We start from the raw sequence: 20,682 nt of genomic DNA, 5'->3' as shown, positions 1-20,682 counted from the left end.
CGTCATTGCTCCTTGGCTTCGTTACGGCCCAAGTGGAAGGCGGTGATGGCTGCGGCGAGCAGCAGCATCGAAGCCAGTTCGACCACCAGCAGGTACGGGCCGAACAGGCTGATGCCCACGGCTTTCGCGTCCACGGTGGTGTGGCCGATGGCCTGGCCGCTCTGGTGAGCGAACAGCACATACAGCAGTTCACCCAGCAGCAGCGCTGCGAGGACAACCGGGCCGAGCCAGATGCCGGGCTTGAGCCAGACGCGTTCCTGGGCGACCGAGGCCGGCCCGAGGTTGAGCATCATCACCACAAACACGAACAGCACCATGATGGCGCCGGCGTAGGCGATCACTTCGAGCACACCGGCGAACGGCGCGCCGAGGCTGAAGAAGGTCATGGCCACGGCGATCAGCGAAATGATCAGGTAGAGCAGGGCGTGCACGGGGTTGGTGTTGGTGATCACGCGAAGCGTGGACACCACTGCAATACCCGATGCGAAATAGAAAGCGAATTCCATCTTTCTTCCTTAAGGCAGCAAGCTCTTCACGTTGATCGGCTCGGCTTCGTTTTGTGCGGCGCCTTTCGGCTTACCGGCAACGGCCATACCTGCAACACGATAGAAGTTGTAATCAGGGTTTTTACCGGGACCAGAGATCAGCAGATCTTCTTTCTCGTACACCAGGTCCTGACGTTTGAACTCGGCCATCTCGAAATCCGGTGTGAGCTGGATCGCGGTGGTCGGGCAAGCTTCCTCGCAGAGGCCGCAGAAAATGCAGCGCGAGAAGTTGATGCGGAAGAAGTCCGGGTACCAGCGACCGTCTTCGGTTTCAGCTTTCTGCAGGGAGATGCAACCCACCGGGCACGCCACGGCGCACAGGTTGCAGGCCACGCAACGCTCTTCGCCATCGGGGTCGCGGGTCAGTACGATGCGGCCGCGATAGCGCGGTGGCAGGTACACCGCTTCTTCCGGGTATTGCAGGGTGTCGCGCTTGCGAAAGCCATGGCCGAAAACCATCACCAGGCTTCGCAACTGGGTACCGGTACCCTTAACGATGTCGCCAATATATTTGAACATGGGTCAAATCCTCACTGAACCGCGCCCGCTGGCGTGTTCAACAACACAACGGCAGCAGTCACCAGCAAATTGATCAGGGTCAGCGGCAGGCAGAAACGCCAGCTGAAATCCATCACCTGGTCATACCGTGGACGCGGAATGGAAGCGCGCAGCAGGATAAACAGCATGATGAAGAACACGGTCTTCAGGAAGAACCAGAAGAACGCCAGCTGCGGCAGGATGCCGAATGGACCGTGCCAGCCGCCGAAGAACAGCGTGACCAGCAGGGCCGAGATCAAGATGATGCCGATGTACTCACCGACGAAGAACATGCCCCATTTCATGCCGGCGTATTCAATGTGGTAACCGTCGGCCAGTTCCTGTTCCGCTTCCGGCTGGTCGAACGGGTGACGGTGAGTCACGGCGACGCCGGCGATGAAGAAGGTACAGAAGCCGAAGAACTGCGGAATGATGAACCACAGGTTCTGCGCCTGGTACTCGACGATGTCGCGCATGTTGAACGAGCCGACCTGCACCACGATGCCCATCAGCGCCAGGCCCATGAACACTTCGTAGGACACGGTCTGGGCCGAGGCCCGCAAGCTGCCCAGCAGGGCGAACTTGTTGTTGCTCGACCAGCCGGCGAACAGCACCGCGTAGACCGACAGGCCAGCCATGGCGAAGAAGAACAGCAGGCCGATGTTCAGGTCCGCCACGCCCCAGGTCGGGGTAATCGGGATGACTGCGAACGCGATCAGCAAGGCGCTCATGGCCACGACCGGTGCCAGGGTGAAGATTACCTTGTCGGCAAACGGCGGGGTCCAGTCTTCCTTGAAGAACATCTTCAGCATGTCGGCAGCGATCTGGAACATACCGAACGGGCCAACGCGGTTCGGACCGTAACGGTCCTGCCACCAGCCCAGCAGGCGACGTTCGACGAAGCTGAGCAGGGCGCCCGCGACGACCACGGCCAACAGGATCACGATGGCCTTGACGACCGAGATGATCACGTCGATCACTTCAGGGGTGAACCAGGTCATTGCGCTGCCTCCTGCAGACCGTCAACGGTTTTGCCAAAGATCGCAGGCGGGATACCGGCGAGGCCTTTAGGCAGTGCAACCAGGCCGGCACCCAACGCTTCGTTGATGCGCAGCGGCAGACGCAGGGTCTGGCCGGCCACGGTCACGCTGAGCAGGGCACCGTCGTTGACGCCCAGGCGGTCGGCTTCGGACTTGGCCAAGGACACGTAGGCTTCGGGAATGCGCTCTTGTACCGGCGCGGCCTTGGAAGAGGTCTCTTCGCTGCCGAACAGGTGGAAGAGCGGCACAACCTGCCAGGTGCCCTGGGCCGGGTTGAACGGGCGCGGGACCGCAGCGAACCAGTTCAGCGCGTCGCCCTGGGGTTCGATCAGGCGGGTGCCCGGGTCGCCGGCGCGGATATGCCCACCGACTTCGTCCTGGAACTTGTTCCAGGCCTGCGGCGAGTTCCAGCCCGGCGACCAGGCAAACGGCACCTGCTGACGTGGCTCGACCGAACCCGAGTAACCTTCCATGGAGAAGGCGAACGCGGTGTCGTTGTCTTGCGGCGTACGCGGTTCGTGCACGCTGATGTCGGCGCGCATGGCGGTACGACCGGAGTAACGCAGCGGCTCACGGGCGAGCTTCATGCCCTTGATGCGGAACGCGGCGGACGGTGCGGCGTCGACGATACGCGCCAGCTGCGGCGCGCTCGCGGCGGCGGCGGCGGTCACGTGGTCGAGCTGGGTCCAGTCGATCGGCTGGTTCAGCAGGGTCGCGCGCAGGGCATGCAGCCAGCGCCAGCCTTCGTGAACCAGGATGCTGGCGTCCATGTACTTCGGATCGAACACCTGGAAGAAGCGCTGGGCGCGGCCTTCCTGGCTGACCAGGGTACCGTCGCCTTCGGCGAAGGTGGCGGCTGGCAGTACCAGGTCGGCACGGTCGCTGGTGGCGGTCTTCTGGTGGTCGGCGACAATCAGGACCTTGGCGGCGTTCAGCGCAGCGTCAACCTTGGCGGCATCGGTGCGGGTGTACAGGTCGTTTTCCAGCACCACGATCGCATCGGCAGTGCCCTCGATCACGGTTTGCAGGGCCGCGTCCAGGGACTCGCCACCGAGCATGGCCAGGCCGAGGCTGTTGGCTTCCGGCACCACCAGGCTGATGGAGCCGTTCTTGTCGCGCAGCTTCAAGGCCTTGGCGATGTTGGCGGCGGCTTCGATCAATGCCTTGGAACCCAACGAGGTACCGGCAATGATCAATGGACGCTTGGCTGCCAGCAGGGCGTCGGCGATGCGTTGGGCCAATTCGACGGCTTCAGTGTCCAGTCCTTCAACCGCTGGTGCGCTGGCGTCGAGGGCGTGGGCCACGGCGAAACCGAGGCGCGCCAGGTCGTCCGGTGCAGCGTGGACGCATTCTTCGGCGATGTCGTCGAGCTTGGTTTCAGCGAGGCTTGCGATAAACAGCGGGTTCAGCGCGTGCTGGCCGATGTTTTTCACCGCAGCGTCGAGCCAAGGCTGTACGCGCATGGCGTCGGCCATGTCTTCAGCCTTGCCTTTGACCGATTGACGCAGGGACAGCGCGATACGCGCGGCGGTCTGGGTCAGGTCTTCACCGAGCACGAAGATGGCATCGTGGTCTTCGATGTCGCGCATGTTCGGCACCGGCAGCGGGCTGTCGTTCAGCACCTGCAGGACCAGGCGAATGCGCTCCAGCTCACCGGCTTCGATACCGGAGTAGAAGTGCTCGGCACCCACCAGCTCGCGCAACGCGTAGTTGCTTTCGAGGCTGGCGCGGGGCGAACCGATACCGACGATGTTGCGGCCGCGCAGCAGGTCGGCGGCTTTATCCAGCGCCGCGTCCAGGCTCAGCTTGGCGCCATCGGCCAGCAGTGGCTGGCGTGGGCGGTCTTCGCGGTTGACGTAGCCATAGCCGAAACGGCCACGGTCGCACAGGAAGTACTGGTTGACCGAACCGTTGAAGCGGTTTTCGATGCGACGCAGTTCGCCGTAGCGCTCGCCGGGGGAGATGTTGCAACCGCTCGAGCAGCCATGGCAGATGCTTGGCGAGAACTGCATGTCCCACTTACGGTTGTAGCGCTCGGAGTGAGTCTTGTCGGTGAACACACCGGTCGGGCAGACCTCGGTGAGGTTGCCGGAGAACTCGCTTTCGAGCACGCCGTCTTCAACGCGACCGAAGTACACATTGTCGTGGGCGCCGAATACGCCGAGGTCGGTGCCGCCGGCGTAGTCTTTATAGAAGCGTACGCAGCGGTAGCAGGCGATGCAGCGGTTCATCTCGTGGGAAATGAACGGGCCCAGTTGCTGGTTCTGGTGGGTACGCTTGGTGAAGCGATAACGGCGCTCGTTGTGGCCGGTCATCACCGTCATGTCTTGCAGGTGGCAGTGACCCCCTTCCTCACAGACCGGGCAGTCGTGGGGGTGGTTGGTCATCAGCCATTCGACCACACTGGCGCGGAACGCCTTGGATTCATCATCGTCGATGGAGATCCAGGTGTTGTCGGTGGCTGGGGTCATGCAGGACATGACGATACGACCACGGGTGTCGTTTTCGTCGGTGTACTGCTTGACCGCACACTGGCGACAGGCACCGACGCTACCAAGCGCGGGGTGCCAGCAGAAATAAGGGATGTCGAGGCCTAGTGACAGACACGCCTGTAACAGGTTGTCCGCCCCATCGACTTCGAGCGCTTTGCCGTCTACGTGGATAGTGGCCATGGTTCAAAGTTCTTCGTTGGCCCGTTGTCAGCGGGCGTGGCTAATGGAATCTTGTTGTTCATGTGCATCTACACAGCCTTGACGGCGTCAGCACATGAGAAAGCGAAGGGCACGGACCCTTCGCTTTTTAAGCGTTACGCGCCGACTACGATCGGCCTTGCCAGAGGCGGGACGGCGGCGCTGGTAGGCGCGATGCCGGCTTCGAACTCCGAGCGGAAGTATTTGATTGCGCTGCCCAATGGCTCCACGGCGCCCGGTGCGTGAGCACAGAAGGTCTTGCCTGGGCCGAGGAAACCGACCAGCCCCAGCAGGGTCTCGATGTCACCCTCGCGGCCTTCGCCATTTTCCAGGGCCATCAGCAGCTTGACGCTCCACGGCAGGCCGTCGCGGCATGGGGTGCAGAAGCCGCAGGATTCACGGGCAAAGAACTGCTCCATGTTGCGCAGCAGCGAGACCATGTTCACGGTGTTGTCCACCGCCATCGCCAGGCCGGTACCCATCCGGGTGCCCACCTTGCCGATGCCGCCGGCATACATCTGTGCGTCAAGATGCTCGGGGAGCAGGAAGCCGGTGCCGGCGCCGCCTGGCTGCCAGGCCTTGAGGGTGTAGCCGTCGCGCATGCCGCCGGCGTAGTCCTCGAACAGCTCGCGTGCGGTCACGCCGAATGGCAGTTCCCACAGGCCAGGGTTCTTGACCTTACCGGAGAAGCCCATGAGCTTGGTGCCCATGTCTTCGCTGCCTTCGCGGGCCAACGATTTGTACCAGTCCACGCCGTCGGCGATGATCGCCGGCACGTTGCACAGGGTCTCGACGTTGTTCACGCAGGTCGGCTTGCCCCACACGCCCACGGCGGCAGGGAAGGGCGGCTTGGAACGCGGGTTGGCGCGGCGGCCTTCGAGGGAGTTGATCAGTGCGGTTTCTTCACCGCAGATGTAACGCCCGGCGCCGGTGTGCACGAACAGTTCGAAGTCAAAACCCGAACCGAGGATGTTCTTGCCCAACAGGCCTGCGGCCTTGGCTTCTGCCACGGCACGGTTGAGGTGCTTGGCGGCGGTGGTGTATTCGCCGCGCAGGAAGATGTAGCCACGGTAGGTTTTCAGCGCGCGGGCGCTGATCAGCATGCCTTCGATCAGCAGATGGGGCAGTTGCTCCATCAGCATGCGGTCTTTCCAGGTGTTGGGTTCCATTTCATCCGCGTTGCACAGCAGGTAGCGGATGTTGATGGACTCGTCTTTGGGCATCAGGCCCCACTTCACGCCCGTGGGGAAGCCTGCACCGCCGCGACCCTTGAGGCCGGCGTCCTTCACGGTCTGGACGATGTCGTCCTGGGCCATGTCGGCGAAGGCCTTGCGCGCAGCGGCGTAACCGTTCTTGGCCTGGTACTCGTCGAGCCATACCGGCTCGCCGTCGTCACGCAGGCGCCAGGTCAGCGGGTGGGTTTCGGCCGAACGCTTGATCAGGTTGGCCGGGCCGAAGGAAGTCAGGGTCATGGGTAGCCCTCGAGCAATTGGGTCACGCCAGAAGGCTGCACGTCACCGAATGTGTCGTCGTCGATCATCAACGCCGGCGCCTTGTCGCAGTTGCCCAGGCAGCACACCGGCAGCAGCGTGAAGCGGCCGTCCGGGGTGGTTTGGCCGAGGCCGATGCCCAGCGTGTTCTGGATCTCGCTGACCACTGATTCGTGGCCACCGATGTAGCAGACCATGCTGTCGCACACGCGAATGATGTGACGGCCGACCGGCTGGCGGAAGATCTGGCTGTAGAACGTCGCCACGCCTTCAACGTCGCTGGCGGGGATGCCGAGGATCTCGCCGATGGCGTAGAGGGCACCGTCCGGCACCCAGCCACGTTCCTTCTGGACGATCTTCAAGGCTTCGATCGACGCCGCGCGCGGGTCTTCGTAGTGATGCAGCTCGTGCTCGATGGCCGAGCGCTCGGTTTCACTCAGGGTGAAACGGTCTGTCTGGATAAGCGTGCTGTTCATGCTTAGCGGTCCACGTCGGCCATAACGAAATCGATACTACCCAGGTACGCAATCAAGTCCGCGACCATCTCGCCTTTGATCACCGAAGGGATCTGCTGCAAGTGGGCGAAGCTTGGGGTACGAATCCGGGTGCGGTAGCTCATGGTGCCGCCATCGCTCGTCAGGTAATAGCTGTTGATACCCTTGGTCGCTTCGATCATCTGGAAGGATTCGTTGGCCGGCATTACCGGACCCCACGAAACCTGCAGGAAGTGCGTGATCAGGGTTTCGATGTGCTGCAGCGTGCGCTCTTTCGGCGGCGGCGTCGTCAGCGGGTGATCCGCCTTGTACGGGCCGGCCGGCATGTTGCGCATGCACTGCTCGATGATCTTCAGGCTCTGGCGCATTTCTTCGACGCGCACGATGCAACGGTCGTAGGCGTCGCCATTGGCCGCCAGCGGGACTTCGAACTCGAAGTTCTCGTAGCCGGAATAGGGGCGCGCTTTACGCAGGTCGAAGTCGCAACCGGTCGAACGCAGGCCGGCACCGGTGACGCCCCATTCCAGGGCCTCTTTGGTGTTGTAGGCGGCAACGCCGATGGTCCGACCCTTGAGGATGCTGTTGTCCAGGGCGGCTTTCTGGTACTCGTCCAGGCGCTTGGGCATCCAGTCGATGAATTCCTTGACCAGGCGTTCCCAGCCATTCGGCAGGTCGTGGGCGACACCGCCGATGCGGTACCAGGCCGGGTGCAGGCGGAAACCGGTGATGGCTTCGATGACCTTGTAGGCGCGCTGGCGGTCGGTGAAGGTGAAGAACACCGGGGTCATGGCGCCGACGTCCTGGATATAGGTACCCAGGAACAGCAGGTGGCTGGTGATCCGGAAGAACTCGGCCATCATGATGCGGATGGTGTCGACGCGGTCCGGGACCTTGATGCCGGCCAGCTTCTCGACCGATAGCACGTACGGCAGGTTGTTCATCACGCCGCCGAGGTAGTCGATACGGTCGGTGTACGGGATGAAGCTGTGCCACGACTGGCGCTCGGCCATCTTCTCGGCACCACGGTGGTGGTAGCCGATGTCCGGTACGCAGTCGACGATTTCTTCGCCGTCCAGCTGCAGGATGATGCGGAAGGCACCGTGAGCCGAAGGGTGGTTCGGGCCCAGGTTGAGGAACATGTAGTCCTCGTTGGTGCCGGAACGCTTCATGCCCCAGTCTTCCGGACGGAAGCGCGCGGCCTCTTCTTCAAGTTGCTGCTTGGCGAGGTTGAGGCTGAACGGGTCGAATTCGGTGGCGCGGGCAGGGAAGTCCTTGCGCAGCGGGTGACCTTCCCACGTTGGCGGCATCATGATGCGCGTCAGGTGCGGGTGGCCCGGGAAGTCGATACCGAACATGTCCCAGACTTCGCGCTCGTACCAGCTGGCGTTGGGCCAGATACCGGTCACGGTCGGGATGCTCAGGTCGCTCTCGGACAGTGCGACCTTGATCATCACGTCGCTGTTACGTTCCAGCGACATCAGGTGATAGAACACGGTGAAATCGGCGCCGCTCGGCAGGCCTTGGCGCTTGGTGCGCAGGCGCTCGTCCACGCCATGCAGGTCATAGAGCATGACGTACGGCTTGGGCAGGTTGCGCAGGAAGGTCAGGACTTCGACGAGCTTGGCGCGCGCCACCCACAGCACCGGCATACCGGTGCGTGTGGCCTGGGCGGTGAAGGCGTCAGGGCCAAAACGGTTATTGAGTTCGACGACCACATCCTGGTCGTCTGCCTTATAAGGCGGGATGTACAGAGCACTGCCTGTAGTCATGGTTTTTTATCGCTTTCGGTCAACGTAAAGAATGAAGCCAGGTTTTCGTTCTATAAAAGAAGCGGTGCTGGATCAGACTTCGTCGGGGCTGCGCAGGTTGGTGACTGCGATTCGCTGTTCGCGGCGCTGTTCCTTTTGCGACGGCATCTCGGCGCGGTACACGCCTTGATCGCCGACGACCCAGGAAAGCGGGCGACGCTCCTTGCCAATCGATTCCTGCAACAGCATCAAGCCTTGCAGGAATGCTTCGGGGCGGGGCGGGCAGCCAGGCACGTAGACGTCCACGGGCAGGAACTTGTCCACCCCTTGAACCACGGAGTAGATGTCGTACATGCCACCGGAGTTGGCGCACGAACCCATGGAGATAACCCACTTTGGCTCGAGCATTTGCTCGTAGAGACGCTGAATGATCGGCGCCATCTTGATAAAGCAGGTACCGGCGATAACCATGAAATCCGCCTGGCGCGGCGATGCCCGGATAACTTCGGCGCCAAAGCGCGCGATGTCGTGGGGCGCCGTGAAGGCGGTGGTCATTTCCACGTAGCAGCACGAAAGACCGAAGTTGTACGGCCACAGGGAGTTCTTACGTCCCCAGTTGACCGCGCCACTCAGCACGTCTTCCAGCTTGCCCATGTAGATGTTTTTGTGGACTTGGTCTTCTAACGGATCGGAAACGGTTTCCCGTTCGCCGATGGGGTACTGCTCGTTAGGAGCATCCGGGTCGATCCTGGTGAGATTGTATTGCATCGCCAAAGCCTCATTGTTTCAGCTTCGCTTGCCGCTTACGACGAGCTTCCGGAGCCCAATCAAGGGCGCCCACTCGAAATAGGTAGACAAGGCCTGCCAACAGAATTGCTATGAAAACGAGAGCTTCGACGAATCCGGTCCAGCCGCTTTCGCGGACGGACACAGACCAGGCAAAGAGAAAGAGGGCTTCGATATCGAAGATCACGAAGAGCATCGCGACCAGATAGAATTTGGCTGAGAGCCGCAAGCGGGCGCCACCTGTAGGCAGCATGCCGGATTCAAACGGTTCATTCTTGCTGCGGCCCCAGGCTTTTGACCCGAGGAGGCTGGAAACACCGAGCATGAAGGCGCAAAGGCCGACAACACCGAGGAGGAAAATGGCAAAGCCCCAGTTGTGGGCCATGAGTCCTGTCGCTTCGGTCATGCTGGAAATCCTTAACAGAGAGCAAAGGTCTCTGAGCTCGAAAAAGTAACGATGCAGTGACGATATGTCGCACTGCAATCAATCGCTGTGATTTTATGGCTAAACACCGGGCAAGTAAAATTCCTAGGGCGAAATTATTCGATGGAATAAGCACATAGTGCACCTTCTTGGGGCTGTAGCCCTTGCGGGGCGGGCATTAGCGGGCATTTTATCAAATGTGTTTTGTTTAACCTGTAACGAAGTTTTTATGTGCCAAATGATAATGAATATTGTTTGCGTGGGGTTTAAGCGATTGTTTCTCATGCAGCGGAGTAAGTTGCCGTTACTTGCCTGATTAGCGCTAGTTGTTGGAGCGGATCTTTTAACCGATTTATCTGCAACGAATAGCGCTCTGGATCAAGGTTTTGGACAAAATCTTCAGGTTGCATGCGTTCCCTTGTGGGAGGAGGCTTGTAAAGGATGTCTCCGGTTTCAAACGTAAAGGATGTCTCCGGTCTGTACCGGGGCAAGACCGTTCCCACATTTTGCCCTTTTGCCCTTATTGAATCAGTGAGATGCGTACCGGCAAAAAAACGCCCCGAACCAGTCGGGGCGTGATTGTCGTGCGGCACTGCGGTTAGCTCTTTAACGGGTCCGCAGTGGCCGTGTACTCACATCGATCAGTGGAACTGCTCTTCTTCGGTCGAGCCGGTCAGCGCGGTCACGGACGAGGTGCCGCCCTGGATCACGGTGGTCATGTCGTCGAAGTAGCCGGTGCCCACTTCCTGCTGGTGGGCCACGAAGGTGTAGCCCTTGGCGGCGTCAGCGAATTCCTGCTCCTGCAGCTTCACGTAGGCGGTCATGTCGTTGCGGGCGTAGTCGTGCGCCAGGTTGAACATGCTGTGCCACATGTTGTGAATGCCGGCCAGGGTGATGAACTGGTGCTTGTAGCCCATGGCGGACAGTTCGCGCTGGAACTTGGCGATGGTTGCGTCGTCCAGGTTCTTCTTCCAGTTGAAGGAAGGCGAGCAGTTGTAGGACAGCAGTTGGTCCGGGTATTCCTTCTTGATCGCTTCAGCAAAGCGACGCGCTTCGTCCAGGTCCGGCTTGGCGGTTTCGCACCAGATCAGGTCGGCGTACGGCGCGTAGGCCAGGCCGCGGGCGATGGCCTGGTCGAGACCGGCGCGCACTTTGTAGAAACCTTCCTGGGTGCGTTCGCCCGTCACGAACGGTTGGTCGTACGGGTCGCAGTCCGAAGTCAGCAGGTCCGCAGCGTTGGCGTCGGTACGGGCCAGGATGATGGTCGGCGTGCCGGCAACGTCAGCCGCCAGGCGGGCAGCGGTCAGTTTCTGCACGGCTTCCTGGGTCGGTACCAGTACCTTGCCGCCCATGTGGCCGCATTTCTTCACCGAAGCCAGTTGGTCTTCGAAGTGCACGCCGGCAGCGCCAGCTTCAATCATGCTTTTCATCAGCTCGTAGGCGTTCAGTACGCCACCGAAACCGGCTTCGGCGTCGGCCACGATTGGCGCGAAGTAGTCGATGTAGCCTTCGTCGCCCGGGCCTTTACCGGCTTTCCACTGGATCTGGTCGGCACGACGGAACGAGTTGTTGATGCGCTTGACCACGGTCGGCACGGAGTCCACCGGGTACAGCGATTGGTCGGGGTACATGGATTCAGCGGAGTTGTTGTCCGCTGCCACTTGCCAGCCGGACAGGTAGATCGCCTGGATACCGGCTTTCACCTGTTGGACTGCCTGGCCGCCAGTGAGGGCGCCCATGCAGTTGACGAAATCTTTCTCGGGGCGGAAGGACGGCTTGGCACCTTGGGTGACCAGCTTCCACAGCTTCTCGGCGCCGAGTTTTGCAAAGGTGTGCTCAGGTTGAACCGAGCCACGCAGGCGGACGACGTCAGCAGCGGAATAAGCGCGGGTTACGCCTTTCCAGCGTGGGTTTTCAGCCCAGTCTTTCTCGAGGGCTGCAATTTGCTGTTCGCGTGTCAGTGCCATGGGGGAAAACCTCGTCGCATAGGTCTAGGTGGAAAATTCCATTTGCCAGCCACGTAGTGAATGCGTGGTTATGGCTGCTCGCTGACCAGAAGCTCAGGTGTTCAAGTTGAGTTCGACGGGGTAGGCGACGGGATGAACGACGGCTCAAGGGGGGGGAGTTGAGCAGGTAAGGGCGAACTGCGAACGGTCTTCGGGCGTCGTGGGCCTTTGTACGATCCATCAGTGTGTAGCCGGGTTACCTGGTTAGCTTCCGTCCCTCGGGACAACTTCGTTCCAGTCGCAACCTCGTCAAACACGCCTTGTGGGCGGTACAGACACGAATCGGCTCGGGTGGGTAGCTTGGAGCGTCGATCCGAAGGCCCTTGCCAGGGCCCCTGATTAGCGGGAGCGAGGCCATCATGCCCATGCTTTTTTGGATCGTCAAATGTTTTGTAGTGCTTTTTTTGTGGCACTACATCTTTAGTCTAATACGACTCATCAGTCAGTTTTTGGTGCTTCAGTTCAGGGTGTCGACCTTAACCCGCAACGTCAGGTCATCACGGCCCTGGGTAGAGTAGCTGCGGGTTGTAGAGGATTTATCGGCCTGGGTCTCGCGGTTGATGCCGGCCAGGGGGATCCATTCGCCAAGGCGCCCGCTGACGCTTGTGTCGGTACTTTGCACATTCACTACATCGGGACGTTCCTGGCTCATGCGGTCACGGTTGGTACTGATCGCCAAATGCACGGTCTCGCCGGTGACGCTGGCGGTGACGTAGACGCCCTGGGTGACGTTGCGGTACTGGGTCTGGTTCTGCGGGCGACCGTAGGCGTCGGGCTGGGTCGTGGTCAGCGGCACGCTCTGGCCGACCTGGATCAGCGCAGGCACGCCTTCGCTGGCCTGGATCTGCTGGATGCCGCCGTCGCGGCTGGCGGTGCCGTAGCTGATGATGCGGGTCTGGCTGTCGCCGCTGTTCTGCTGGTTGTTTTCGTTGGTGTCGACGGTGATCAGCAGGCGCTTGGCCGGTGTGTCCAGTTGGGCGAGCAGTGCACGCAGATCCTGGATCTTGCCGGGGGCGGCGTTGACAATTAGCTGGTTGCCGTAGGCGCTGACGGTGCCGTCCTTGCCGATGAAATTCCGCGCCACGGGGAGCAGGTCGGTGCTGGTGCGGTTGCTCAGGTTGACGACTTCGGTGTCGGCCATGGCCGAGCAACTGGCAGTCAGGAGGAGGGCGGTGAGCAGGGTGCGTAGGGACATGTCCGTTATCTCTGCGAGTCATTTAGGCTTGATAGTGCCAGTTTGTCGGCCTGGTGGGTCGCAAGTTGAATCGTAGACGGCAAAATGCCCTGACATGGCAGGGCATTGTTGGTGTTGCTGAAATAGCCATCGGGGGCAAGCCCCCTCCCACATTTTGACCGAGTACATCCTTGGGGATGCGGTCAAGTGTGGGAGGGGGCTTGCCCTCGATGGCAGCGACGCGGTCTCGAATCAGCCCCCGCGCACCATATCGACATGGGGAATCCCGACTTCCAGGAATTCCTCGCTGACGATCTTGAAGCCCAGTCGCTCATAGAACGGCGCCGCATACACCTGCGCACTCAGGAACTGCTTGGTCTGGCCGCGTTGCTCGGCGGCGCCAATCACCGCTTCCATCAGCTTGTCGCCGACCTTCAGCCCGCGCCAGTCCTTGAGCACCGACACACGGCCGATCTCGCCGCTGGGTAGCAGGCGCGCGGTGCCAATCGGAAAGTCGCCTTCGAATGCAAGGAAATGCACCGCGTCTGCGTCGTCCGCGTCCCACTCCAGTTCAGGTGGGACCGATTGTTCAGCGATAAATACCGCTTCACGAATGCGCCGAATCTCGGCGATATCCTTATGCCAGTCCGCGACACTTACGTGAATCTTATTCATCAGCAAACCCCAGGCTTCCTTGCTTGACCAGCTCGCACAGCAGGTCGCGGGCGTCTTCGTCCAACAGCCATTCGCCGAGGTTTTCGGCGTGCAGTGCATCGGCGGCGCAGACCAGTTTCAGCAGCTCGCGCAGTTTGCCCGGCAGGTAGCGGCTCTGGCCGCTGGCAAACAGCAATACGTCATCGTCGACTTCCGACCAGGCCATGCGCGCGCTTGGATTGCGCACCAGGATCGCGCCGTCTTGCAGGCTGCTGATGAAGTCGTCTTCGCCCAGTTCTTCGCCCGCCACCAGTTCCGGGTAGCGCGGCTCGGTCATGAATTGGCCGAACCAGGTCAGTAGCATGCGCTCGTCGCTCATGTGCTCGGCCAGCAGGCTCTTGAGGCGGTCGAGGGCGTCGCTTTGGATCTGGTGCGGGTCGCTGACCGGCTGCGCGTCGGCGTCGGTGTAGCGCTCTTCGTCGGTCAGGTACTGGGCGAGGAAGTCGGTGAAGTGAGTCAGTACTTCAGCGGCGCTTGGTGCGCGAAAGCCCACCGAGTACGTCATGCAGTCATCTTCGGCGATGCCGAAATGCGCCAGGCGCGGCGGCAGGTAGAGCATGTCGCCCGGTTCCAGCACCCATTCGGCGCTTTCTTCGAATTCGGCGAGGATGCGCAGGTCGGCGTGTGTCAGCAGCGGGCTTTCGGAGCTGCACATCTGGCCGATCTTCCAGTTGCGCTTGCCCTGGGCTTGCAGCAGGAATACGTCGTAGTTGTCGAAGTGCGGGCCTACGCTGCCGCCGGGGGCGGCGAAGCTGATCATCACGTCGTCGATGCGCCAGCTTGGCAGGAAGCGGAACTGCTCCAGCAGCTCGGCCACTTCTGGGACGAACTGGTCGACCGCCTGTACCAGCAGGGTCCACTCGCGCTCAGGCAAGGTGCTGAAGGCGTCTTCGGCGAACGGGCCGCGGCGCAGTTCCCACGGGCGTTCGCCGTGTTCGATCACCAGTCGCGATTCGACTTCTTCTTCCAGGGCCAGGCCGGCGAGTTCGTCGGCGTCGATCGGGCTTTCGAAGTCAGGGATCGCCTGGCGGATCAGCAGCGGTTTTTTCTGCCAGTAGTCGCGCAGGAATTCCCGTGCCGTGATGCCGCCCAAAAGTTGAAGAGGGATGTCAGGATTCATGTGTAACCTATTGAAAAAAAGCACTTTTCAGACTGGAATAAAAACGCCCGGCGCGGCCGGGCGTCTCAAGGGGGCTAGCGCGAATCAGATGCGCTTGGCTTGCTCTACAGCGTTTCCGATGTAGTTGGCCGGGGTGAGCAGCTTGAGCTCGGCCTTGGCCGCGGCTGGCATGTCCAGGCCGTCGATGAAAGTTTGCAGTGCTTCAGGGCTGATGCCCTTGCCACGGGTCAACTCTTTCAGCTTCTCGTAAGGGTTTTCGATGTTGTAGCGGCGCATCACGGTCTGGATCGGCTCGGCCAGCACTTCCCAGCAGGCGTCCAGGTCAGCGGCGATTTTCTGCGCGTTGAGCTCCAGTTTGCTGATGCCCTTGAGGCTGGCTTCGTACGCGATCACGCTGTGGGCAAAGCCCACGCCGAGGTTGCGCAGTACGGTGGAGTCGGTCAGGTCGCGCTGCCAGCGGGAGATCGGCAACTTGCTGGCCAGGTGCTGGAACAGGGCGTTGGCGATGCCGAGGTTGCCTTCGGAGTTTTCGAAGTCGATCGGGTTGACCTTGTGCGGCATGGTCGACGAACCGATTTCACCGGCAATGGTGCGCTGCTTGAAGTAACCCAGGGAGATGTAGCCCCAGATATCGCGATCGAAGTCGATCAGGATGGTGTTGAAGCGCGCAATGGCGTCAAACAGCTCGGCGATGTAGTCGTGCGGTTCGATCTGCGTGGTGTACGGGTTGAAGCCCAGGCCCAGCTCGTCTTCGATGAAGGCGCGGGCGTTGGCTTCCCAGTCGATCTCAGGGTAGGCCGACAGGTGGGCGTTGTAGTTGCCGACGGCGCCGTTGATCTTGCCCAGCAGCGGGACTGCGGCGACTTGAGCGATCTGGCGCTCCAGGCGGTACACCACGTTGGCGAGTTCTTTGCCCAGGGTGGTCGGCGACGCTGGCTGGCCGTGGGTACGCGACAGCATCGGCACGTCGGCGAAGCGGATGGCCAGCTCACGGATGGCTTCGGCGGTCTGGCGCATCAGCGGCAGCATCACGTCATCACGGCCTTCGCGCAGCATCAGGGCGTGGGACAGGTTGTTGATGTCCTCGCTGGTGCAGGCAAAGTGGATGAATTCGCTGACCTGGGCCAGTTCCGGCAGCTTGGCCGCCTGCTCCTTGAGCAGGTATTCGATGGCTTTGACGTCGTGGTTGGTGGTGCGCTCGATCTCTTTCACACGCTCGGCGTGCTCCAGGGAGAAGTTTTCCGCCAGGGTGTTGAGCACAGCGTTGGCTTCGGCGGAGAACGCCGGCACTTCGCTGATGGCGGGGTGAGCGGCCAGGCGCTGGAGCCAGCGCACTTCAACCAATACACGAGCACGGATCAGGCCGTATTCGCTGAAAATAGGGCGCAGGGCCTGGGTTTTGCCGGCGTAGCGGCCGTCAACAGGGGAAACCGCAGTGAGCGAAGAGAGCTGCATGGGGTGTTCTCGGACAGTCGGGCAACGAAATGGGGCGCGTATCATACATGAAAAAATTCGCCGGTCCGTTGCCAACTGACCGGCGTATTACGCGTAACGGCTTGAAAACAGCCTGTTGGTGCGACTTATTCGTTGCGCATCAACGGGTAAAGCTCTTTGAGCAATTTGCGTCGGCTGATCACCAGTTGCCAACGATGACCGCCCAATTGCCGCCACAACCGCGCCGAACGAATACCGGCCAGCAGCAGGGCGCGGATTTTCGAGGCGTTGTTCGGTTGCTGCAGGTTGCGCATGTCGCCGTGCACCTGGATTCGCTGGCGCAAGGTGCTCAAGGTGTCCTGGTACAGCGCACCGCAGGCAGCGATCACGTTTTCGTGGGCCGGGCCGAAGTGCTCTACCTGGGACTGGATCTGGGGCAGGCGTTTGCCGATGGTTTCCAGCATGTCCTCGCGCTTGGCCAGTTGGCGCTCGAGGCCGAGCATCGACAGGGCATAACGCAGCGGCTCGCGCTGCAGGGTGCTGGGGTCGCGCTCCAGGGCGCCGATCAGGGCGCGGTAGCCTTCACGCAGTGCGAGGTCGTCGCCCCCGTAGACTTCCAGGGTGTCCTTGGGGTCGCGGATCAGCAGGCTGCCGAGCATGCAGGTCAGGCCGGCTTCGGTAACCTGGCCGGTCTTGGCGATCTTGTCCACCAGCACGGCGGAGAGAAACACCCCGCCGAGTGCCGTCAGTTGCTCCTGGGTTGGGCTCATGCCGGGTTGCTCCAGGCTTCGGCGACTTCAATCACGCCGCCGCCCAGGCAGATTTCGCCGTCATAGAACACCACCGACTGGCCAGGGGTGACCGCACGTTGCGGGTCATCGAAAGTGGCGCGGTAGCCGCTGGCGGTTTTTTCCAGGGTGCAGGGCTGGTCGCTCTGGCGATAGCGCACCTTGGCGGTCAGGCGGCGCGGGGTGCTCAGGTCGATCGGGTTGACCCAATAGATCTCCGAGGCCAGCAGCGCGCCCGAGAACAGCAGCGGGTGTTCATTGCCCTGGCCGACGATCAGCACGTTGTGTTCCAGGTCCTTGACCAGCACGTACCACGGCTCTTCGCCGGCGTCCTTCAAGCCGCCGATGCCCAGGCCCTGGCGCTGGCCGATGGTGTGGTACATCAGGCCGTGGTGACGGCCGATCACTTCACCCTCGGTGGTCTTGATCTCACCCGGTTGCGCCGGCAGGTACTGCTTGAGGAAGTCGCTGAAGCGGCGCTCGCCGATAAAGCAGATCCCGGTGGAATCCTTCTTCTTGGCGGTCGCCAGGCCGTGTTGCTCGGCGATCCTGCGGACTTCGGGCTTTTCCAGTTCGCCCACCGGGAACAGGGTCTTGGCGATCTGCTCGCCGCCGACGGCGTGCAGGAAGTAGCTCTGGTCCTTGTTCGGGTCCAGGCCCTTGAGCAGTTCGGTGCGGCCATCGATGTCACGGCGGCGCACGTAGTGGCCAGTGGCAATTAAGTCGGCGCCAAGGATCATGGCGTAGTCGAGGAACGCCTTGAACTTGATTTCGCGGTTGCACAGGATGTCCGGGTTCGGCGTGCGACCGGCCTTGTATTCGGCCAGGAAGTGCTCGAACACGTTGTCCCAGTACTCGGCGGCGAAGTTGGCGGTGTGCAGCTTGATACCGATCTTGTCGCACACGGCCTGGGCGTCCGCCAGGTCGTCCATGGCGGTGCAATATTCCGTTCCATCGTCTTCTTCCCAGTTCTTCATGAACAGGCCTTCCACCTCATAACCCTGCTCCATGAGCAGAACGGCGGAAACGGAAGAATCCACGCCGCCGGACATGCCGACGATGACGCGCTTCTTTTGTGTGTCAGAAGGGGCTGGATCACGCATAGGGTTTCAACGGGTGTCTTGAAAAAGGACGCGATTCTAGCAGGCCTGGGCCCGCAAGGCTAAAGAGAAGGGCGGATCAATTCCAGACTGTGACGCTGGCCGGCCAGATAATCATCGATACAGCGGATGATCAGCTCGCTGCGCCAGTCGTCGCGCACGGCCATCAGCTCGTCACGGGTCAGCCAGCGGGCGCGCAGGATGCCTTCGTCGAGTTGGTAGTCCGGGTGGTGTTTCAAGGCCTTGGCGATGAAGCACACGCGCTGGTAGGTCACGCCGTTGCTGGGGGCGGTGTACAGGTAGATGCCGACGATGCCCGTGGCGTCCACGTCCCAGCCGGTTTCTTCGAGGGTTTCGCGCACGGCGGCCTCGGTCAGGGTTTCATGCGGGTCGAGGTGGCCGGCGGGCTGATTGAGCACGGCGCGGCCGCCCTTGAGTTCTTCGACCATCAGGAATTTGCCGTTGTCTTCGACGATGGTGGCGACGGTGATGTGGGGTTGCCAGGTCATGGGATGCCTCTCGATTCAGGATGCCGCACAGGCTTGGGGCTGGGTTGCAGTCAGTGTGTGAGGGGGGCTTGCCCCTCACACAGGGATGATGCATAAGCAATCTGCATGATGCGCCTGACATTTTATGATTTTACCGATTTAAGCTCCCGGTGCAGCTTATCTCTCCAGAACCCTTGCCTTGGAGAGTGTCATGCACCCGATTGCCGATAAAAGCTACGAAGTGCGCCTTACATCGCCACTGCCCATTGCCTTCATCCTGCTGTGGAGTTCCGGCTACATCGGCGGTGCGTTCGGTGTGCGTTATGGCGAGCCCTTCACCATGACGTTCTATCGGTTTGCCTTGGCTGCCCTGGTGTTCCTGGGAGTTGCACTCGCCATCAAGGCGCAATGGCCGAAACGGCTCGCCCCCTACCTCCATGCTGCGGCAGTGGGGCTGCTGTTGCAGGCCTTGCAGTTCGGCGGCCTTTACACCGGCATCAGCCAAGGCGTTCCCGCAGGGCAGGCGGCATTGATCGTCGGGCTGATGCCGGTGTTCGTCGTGATCGGTGCCTATTTCTGCCTGGGTGAGCAATTGAGCTGGCGCGACCTGCCGGGTTCGATCCTGGGCGTTGGCGGCGTGGGCATCGTCGTGGCCGGCAGCTTTTTTGGCTCCGAGGCGTCAGTGGTTGGTTACGGCGCGGTGGGCTTGGCGCTATTGGGTATCACGCTTGGCACCCTCTATCAAAAACGCTTTCTTGGCGGGGTGAATCTATGGGTGGGTTGTTTCATTCAGATGGTCACCGCGTCACTGGTCATGTTGTTGCTGGCATACACCACCGAAACCATGCAGGTCACCGAGTGGGTTCCATTCGCAGCGTCGGTGGCCTGGATCACGCTGATGAACTCCGTGGGTGCGCTGACGCTGCTGTATTTGATGATTCGACGGGGGGAGGCGAGTAAGGCGACGAACTTGTTTCATGTGATTCCGGCGGTCACGCAGATCATGGCGTCATTGGTGTTGGGTGAGGTGCCGAGTGGGGTTGCGCTTGTGGGGTTTGTTGTTTCAGGGACGGGGGTTTATTGGATGAATCATGTGCGCGCCAAGTAGGTAGTCTTGACAGGTATAGCGGGTGCCTTGCACTAATAGCGGGGAATATTTACTCACTCGCATGGGTATGGCATGAGAGTCAATCTTGATATTCAGTCGCTGCGCAGTTTCCTCAAGGTCGCAGAACTGGGCAGTTTCACCCGGGCCGCGCAAGCGTTGAGCCTGACCCAGCCGGCAATCAGCCAGCAAATTCGACGACTTGAGGATTTGCTGGGTGTCGAGCTTTTTGCTCGCGACAATCGGCATGTATTGCTCACTCTCGAAGGAGAGCGCTTGACCGGCTATGCCCAGCAGATGGTCAGCGTCAACGACAAGGTGGGGAGCCTGTTTGATACCAGTCGCACTCAAGAGTTCGTGACGCTGGGTATTCCCGAATATTTCAGCGAGGAAATCCTGCAGCGCGTTATTCCTGCTCTGGCGCTTGAATTACCTTCAGTGCGAATTGTGGTCAAGGTCGCGCGTTCCCTGTTGCTTGCGGAGGCGTTCAGTGAGGGACGAATCGATATTGGCTTGATGATTGATGAGTTGCCAAAAGTCGCTGGCGTGCCTTTGCATGCACTTTCGTTGATGTGGCTGGGTGGCGAGTGTGCGGCAGCCCCCATGGACGGGCAGGAAGTTTCGCTGGCCCTGTTCAAGGCGCCCTGCGTGTTCAGGAGCCTGGCGATTCGTCGTTTGGAGGAGAGTGGCATCAGGTGGCGCTGCGTGTATGAGTCTGAAGACCTGATGTCGCTGCGTTCAGCGGTCCAGGCGGGAGTCGGTGTGACGCTTTTACCCTGGTTTGCCCAGGTGCCGGGCTTGAAAAACGTCGAAGCGCTCGCGCATTTGCCTGCGCTGCCGGGGTTTGGGGTCGAACTCAAGCAGAGGGCGGGCTGGGAGCCTTGGTATAAGCCGCAGTTCCTGGCGATTATCGAGGCCGCGTGGCGCGAGGAATACGGCGTTGCATAAGCCCTGAAAACACAAACCCCGGCACTTGGCCGGGGTTTGTGATGCATCCTT

19 protein-coding genes are annotated in these 20,682 nt (G+C 61.0%); 2 read left to right on the top strand and 17 right to left on the bottom strand.

Features of this window, described 5'->3' with window-relative positions:
• Nucleotides 1-2: 2 nt before the first annotated feature.
• From nuoJ to M2397_RS15590, 17 genes are all read right to left on the bottom strand, one after another.
• Nucleotides 3-506, bottom strand: a complete 504-nt coding sequence (nuoJ, locus tag M2397_RS15670; protein ID WP_003174726.1) for an NADH-quinone oxidoreductase subunit J — start codon at nucleotides 504-506, stop codon at nucleotides 3-5.
• A gap of 9 nt (nucleotides 507-515) precedes the next feature.
• Entirely contained in the window at nucleotides 516-1,064 is a 549-nt protein-coding gene (gene nuoI, locus M2397_RS15665) for an NADH-quinone oxidoreductase subunit NuoI (RefSeq protein ID WP_003174725.1), read from the bottom strand.
• Between the two features lie 11 nt (nucleotides 1,065-1,075).
• Nucleotides 1,076-2,083, bottom strand: a complete 1,008-nt coding sequence (gene nuoH / locus M2397_RS15660) for an NADH-quinone oxidoreductase subunit NuoH (RefSeq protein WP_259243962.1) — start codon at nucleotides 2,081-2,083, stop codon at nucleotides 1,076-1,078.
• On the bottom strand, nucleotides 2,080-4,794 hold the full coding sequence (nuoG, locus tag M2397_RS15655; RefSeq protein ID WP_145337657.1) for an NADH-quinone oxidoreductase subunit NuoG: 2,715 nt from the start codon (nucleotides 4,792-4,794) through the stop codon (nucleotides 2,080-2,082). The genes nuoH and nuoG overlap by 4 nt, the downstream gene beginning before the upstream one ends.
• Nucleotides 4,795-4,928: 134 nt before the next feature.
• Nucleotides 4,929-6,284: an NADH-quinone oxidoreductase subunit NuoF gene (nuoF, locus tag M2397_RS15650; RefSeq protein WP_027606325.1), complete on the bottom strand. Its 1,356-nt coding sequence runs from the start codon at nucleotides 6,282-6,284 to the stop codon at nucleotides 4,929-4,931.
• Nucleotides 6,281-6,778 carry an NADH-quinone oxidoreductase subunit NuoE gene (gene nuoE, locus M2397_RS15645; RefSeq protein WP_259243959.1) on the bottom strand — a complete coding sequence of 166 codons (498 nt, stop codon included), beginning with the start codon at nucleotides 6,776-6,778 and terminating at the stop codon, nucleotides 6,281-6,283. Before nuoE ends, nuoF begins: the two co-directional genes overlap by 4 nt.
• 2 nt (nucleotides 6,779-6,780) lie before the next feature.
• Nucleotides 6,781-8,565: an NADH-quinone oxidoreductase subunit C/D gene (gene nuoC / locus M2397_RS15640; protein ID WP_090402815.1), complete on the bottom strand. Its 1,785-nt coding sequence runs from the start codon at nucleotides 8,563-8,565 to the stop codon at nucleotides 6,781-6,783.
• A 72-nt stretch (nucleotides 8,566-8,637) separates the two neighbouring features.
• Nucleotides 8,638-9,312 carry an NADH-quinone oxidoreductase subunit B family protein gene (locus tag M2397_RS15635; RefSeq protein WP_003174719.1) on the bottom strand — a complete coding sequence of 225 codons (675 nt, stop codon included), beginning with the start codon at nucleotides 9,310-9,312 and terminating at the stop codon, nucleotides 8,638-8,640.
• Nucleotides 9,313-9,322: 10 nt separating this feature from the next.
• Nucleotides 9,323-9,736 (bottom strand): NADH-quinone oxidoreductase subunit A, encoded by a 414-nt coding sequence (locus tag M2397_RS15630; protein WP_003219575.1) that lies wholly within the window; start codon nucleotides 9,734-9,736, stop codon nucleotides 9,323-9,325.
• A 659-nt stretch (nucleotides 9,737-10,395) separates the two neighbouring features.
• A complete protein-coding gene (gene aceA, locus M2397_RS15625; RefSeq protein ID WP_003219577.1) occupies nucleotides 10,396-11,721 on the bottom strand; it encodes an isocitrate lyase in 1,326 nt (441 codons plus the stop codon).
• 496 nt (nucleotides 11,722-12,217) lie between these two features.
• A complete protein-coding gene (locus M2397_RS15620) occupies nucleotides 12,218-12,955 on the bottom strand; it encodes a secretin N-terminal domain-containing protein (protein ID WP_259243958.1) in 738 nt (245 codons plus the stop codon).
• Between the two features lie 231 nt (nucleotides 12,956-13,186).
• Nucleotides 13,187-13,609: a GNAT family N-acetyltransferase gene (locus M2397_RS15615; RefSeq protein WP_145337659.1), complete on the bottom strand. Its 423-nt coding sequence runs from the start codon at nucleotides 13,607-13,609 to the stop codon at nucleotides 13,187-13,189.
• Complete coding sequence (locus tag M2397_RS15610) at nucleotides 13,602-14,768, bottom strand: cupin domain-containing protein (RefSeq protein WP_259243955.1); 1,167 nt, start codon at nucleotides 14,766-14,768, stop codon at nucleotides 13,602-13,604. The genes M2397_RS15615 and M2397_RS15610 overlap by 8 nt, the downstream gene beginning before the upstream one ends.
• Before the next feature lie 84 nt (nucleotides 14,769-14,852).
• The gene (gene purB / locus M2397_RS15605) at nucleotides 14,853-16,223 is read right to left on the bottom strand and encodes an adenylosuccinate lyase (RefSeq protein WP_032889684.1); all 1,371 of its coding nucleotides are present in this window, start codon (nucleotides 16,221-16,223) and stop codon (nucleotides 14,853-14,855) included.
• A gap of 125 nt (nucleotides 16,224-16,348) precedes the next feature.
• Nucleotides 16,349-16,972, bottom strand: coding sequence for a high frequency lysogenization protein HflD (gene hflD, locus M2397_RS15600; RefSeq protein WP_027606331.1), 624 nt, complete (start codon nucleotides 16,970-16,972; stop codon nucleotides 16,349-16,351).
• On the bottom strand, nucleotides 16,969-18,093 hold the full coding sequence (mnmA, locus tag M2397_RS15595; RefSeq protein ID WP_131698061.1) for a tRNA 2-thiouridine(34) synthase MnmA: 1,125 nt from the start codon (nucleotides 18,091-18,093) through the stop codon (nucleotides 16,969-16,971). The genes hflD and mnmA overlap by 4 nt, the downstream gene beginning before the upstream one ends.
• Nucleotides 18,094-18,152: 59 nt before the next feature.
• The gene (locus tag M2397_RS15590) at nucleotides 18,153-18,599 is read right to left on the bottom strand and encodes an NUDIX hydrolase (protein ID WP_167655670.1); all 447 of its coding nucleotides are present in this window, start codon (nucleotides 18,597-18,599) and stop codon (nucleotides 18,153-18,155) included.
• Nucleotides 18,600-18,789: 190 nt separating this feature from the next.
• Here M2397_RS15590 and M2397_RS15585 point away from each other — a divergent pair, with 190 nt between their 5' ends.
• Nucleotides 18,790-19,686, top strand: a complete 897-nt coding sequence (locus tag M2397_RS15585; RefSeq protein WP_131698059.1) for a DMT family transporter — start codon at nucleotides 18,790-18,792, stop codon at nucleotides 19,684-19,686.
• A 72-nt stretch (nucleotides 19,687-19,758) separates the two neighbouring features.
• Nucleotides 19,759-20,631: a LysR family transcriptional regulator gene (locus M2397_RS15575; protein ID WP_145337660.1), complete on the top strand. Its 873-nt coding sequence runs from the start codon at nucleotides 19,759-19,761 to the stop codon at nucleotides 20,629-20,631.
• Nucleotides 20,632-20,682 lie beyond the last annotated feature (51 nt).

The organism is Pseudomonas sp. BIGb0381 (assembly GCF_024809815.1).
Classification (GTDB): Bacteria; Pseudomonadota; Gammaproteobacteria; order Pseudomonadales; family Pseudomonadaceae; genus Aquipseudomonas.
The sequence above is the reverse complement of the archived record's forward strand: the minus strand, read 5'-3'. Positions and strand labels throughout refer to the sequence as shown.

Coding starts and splice junctions, on each gene's coding strand:
- nuoF (WP_027606325.1), bottom strand. CDS start 6,284: ATGACCCTGACTTCCTTCGGCCCGGCCAACCTGATCAAGCGTTCGGCC.
- M2397_RS15610 (WP_259243955.1), bottom strand. CDS start 14,768: ATGAATCCTGACATCCCTCTTCAACTTTTGGGCGGCATCACGGCACGG.
- M2397_RS15630 (WP_003219575.1), bottom strand. CDS start 9,736: ATGACCGAAGCGACAGGACTCATGGCCCACAACTGGGGCTTTGCCATT.
- aceA (WP_003219577.1), bottom strand. CDS start 11,721: ATGGCACTGACACGCGAACAGCAAATTGCAGCCCTCGAGAAAGACTGG.
- nuoI (WP_003174725.1), bottom strand. CDS start 1,064: ATGTTCAAATATATTGGCGACATCGTTAAGGGTACCGGTACCCAGTTG.
- M2397_RS15585 (WP_131698059.1), top strand. CDS start 18,790: ATGCACCCGATTGCCGATAAAAGCTACGAAGTGCGCCTTACATCGCCA.
- M2397_RS15590 (WP_167655670.1), bottom strand. CDS start 18,599: ATGACCTGGCAACCCCACATCACCGTCGCCACCATCGTCGAAGACAAC.
- M2397_RS15615 (WP_145337659.1), bottom strand. CDS start 13,609: ATGAATAAGATTCACGTAAGTGTCGCGGACTGGCATAAGGATATCGCC.
- nuoC (WP_090402815.1), bottom strand. CDS start 8,565: ATGACTACAGGCAGTGCTCTGTACATCCCGCCTTATAAGGCAGACGAC.
- nuoJ (WP_003174726.1), bottom strand. CDS start 506: ATGGAATTCGCTTTCTATTTCGCATCGGGTATTGCAGTGGTGTCCACG.
- purB (WP_032889684.1), bottom strand. CDS start 16,223: ATGCAGCTCTCTTCGCTCACTGCGGTTTCCCCTGTTGACGGCCGCTAC.
- M2397_RS15620 (WP_259243958.1), bottom strand. CDS start 12,955: ATGTCCCTACGCACCCTGCTCACCGCCCTCCTCCTGACTGCCAGTTGC.
- hflD (WP_027606331.1), bottom strand. CDS start 16,972: ATGAGCCCAACCCAGGAGCAACTGACGGCACTCGGCGGGGTGTTTCTC.
- M2397_RS15635 (WP_003174719.1), bottom strand. CDS start 9,312: ATGCAATACAATCTCACCAGGATCGACCCGGATGCTCCTAACGAGCAG.
- M2397_RS15575 (WP_145337660.1), top strand. CDS start 19,759: ATGAGAGTCAATCTTGATATTCAGTCGCTGCGCAGTTTCCTCAAGGTC.
- nuoH (WP_259243962.1), bottom strand. CDS start 2,083: ATGACCTGGTTCACCCCTGAAGTGATCGACGTGATCATCTCGGTCGTC.
- mnmA (WP_131698061.1), bottom strand. CDS start 18,093: ATGCGTGATCCAGCCCCTTCTGACACACAAAAGAAGCGCGTCATCGTC.
- nuoE (WP_259243959.1), bottom strand. CDS start 6,778: ATGAACAGCACGCTTATCCAGACAGACCGTTTCACCCTGAGTGAAACC.
- nuoG (WP_145337657.1), bottom strand. CDS start 4,794: ATGGCCACTATCCACGTAGACGGCAAAGCGCTCGAAGTCGATGGGGCG.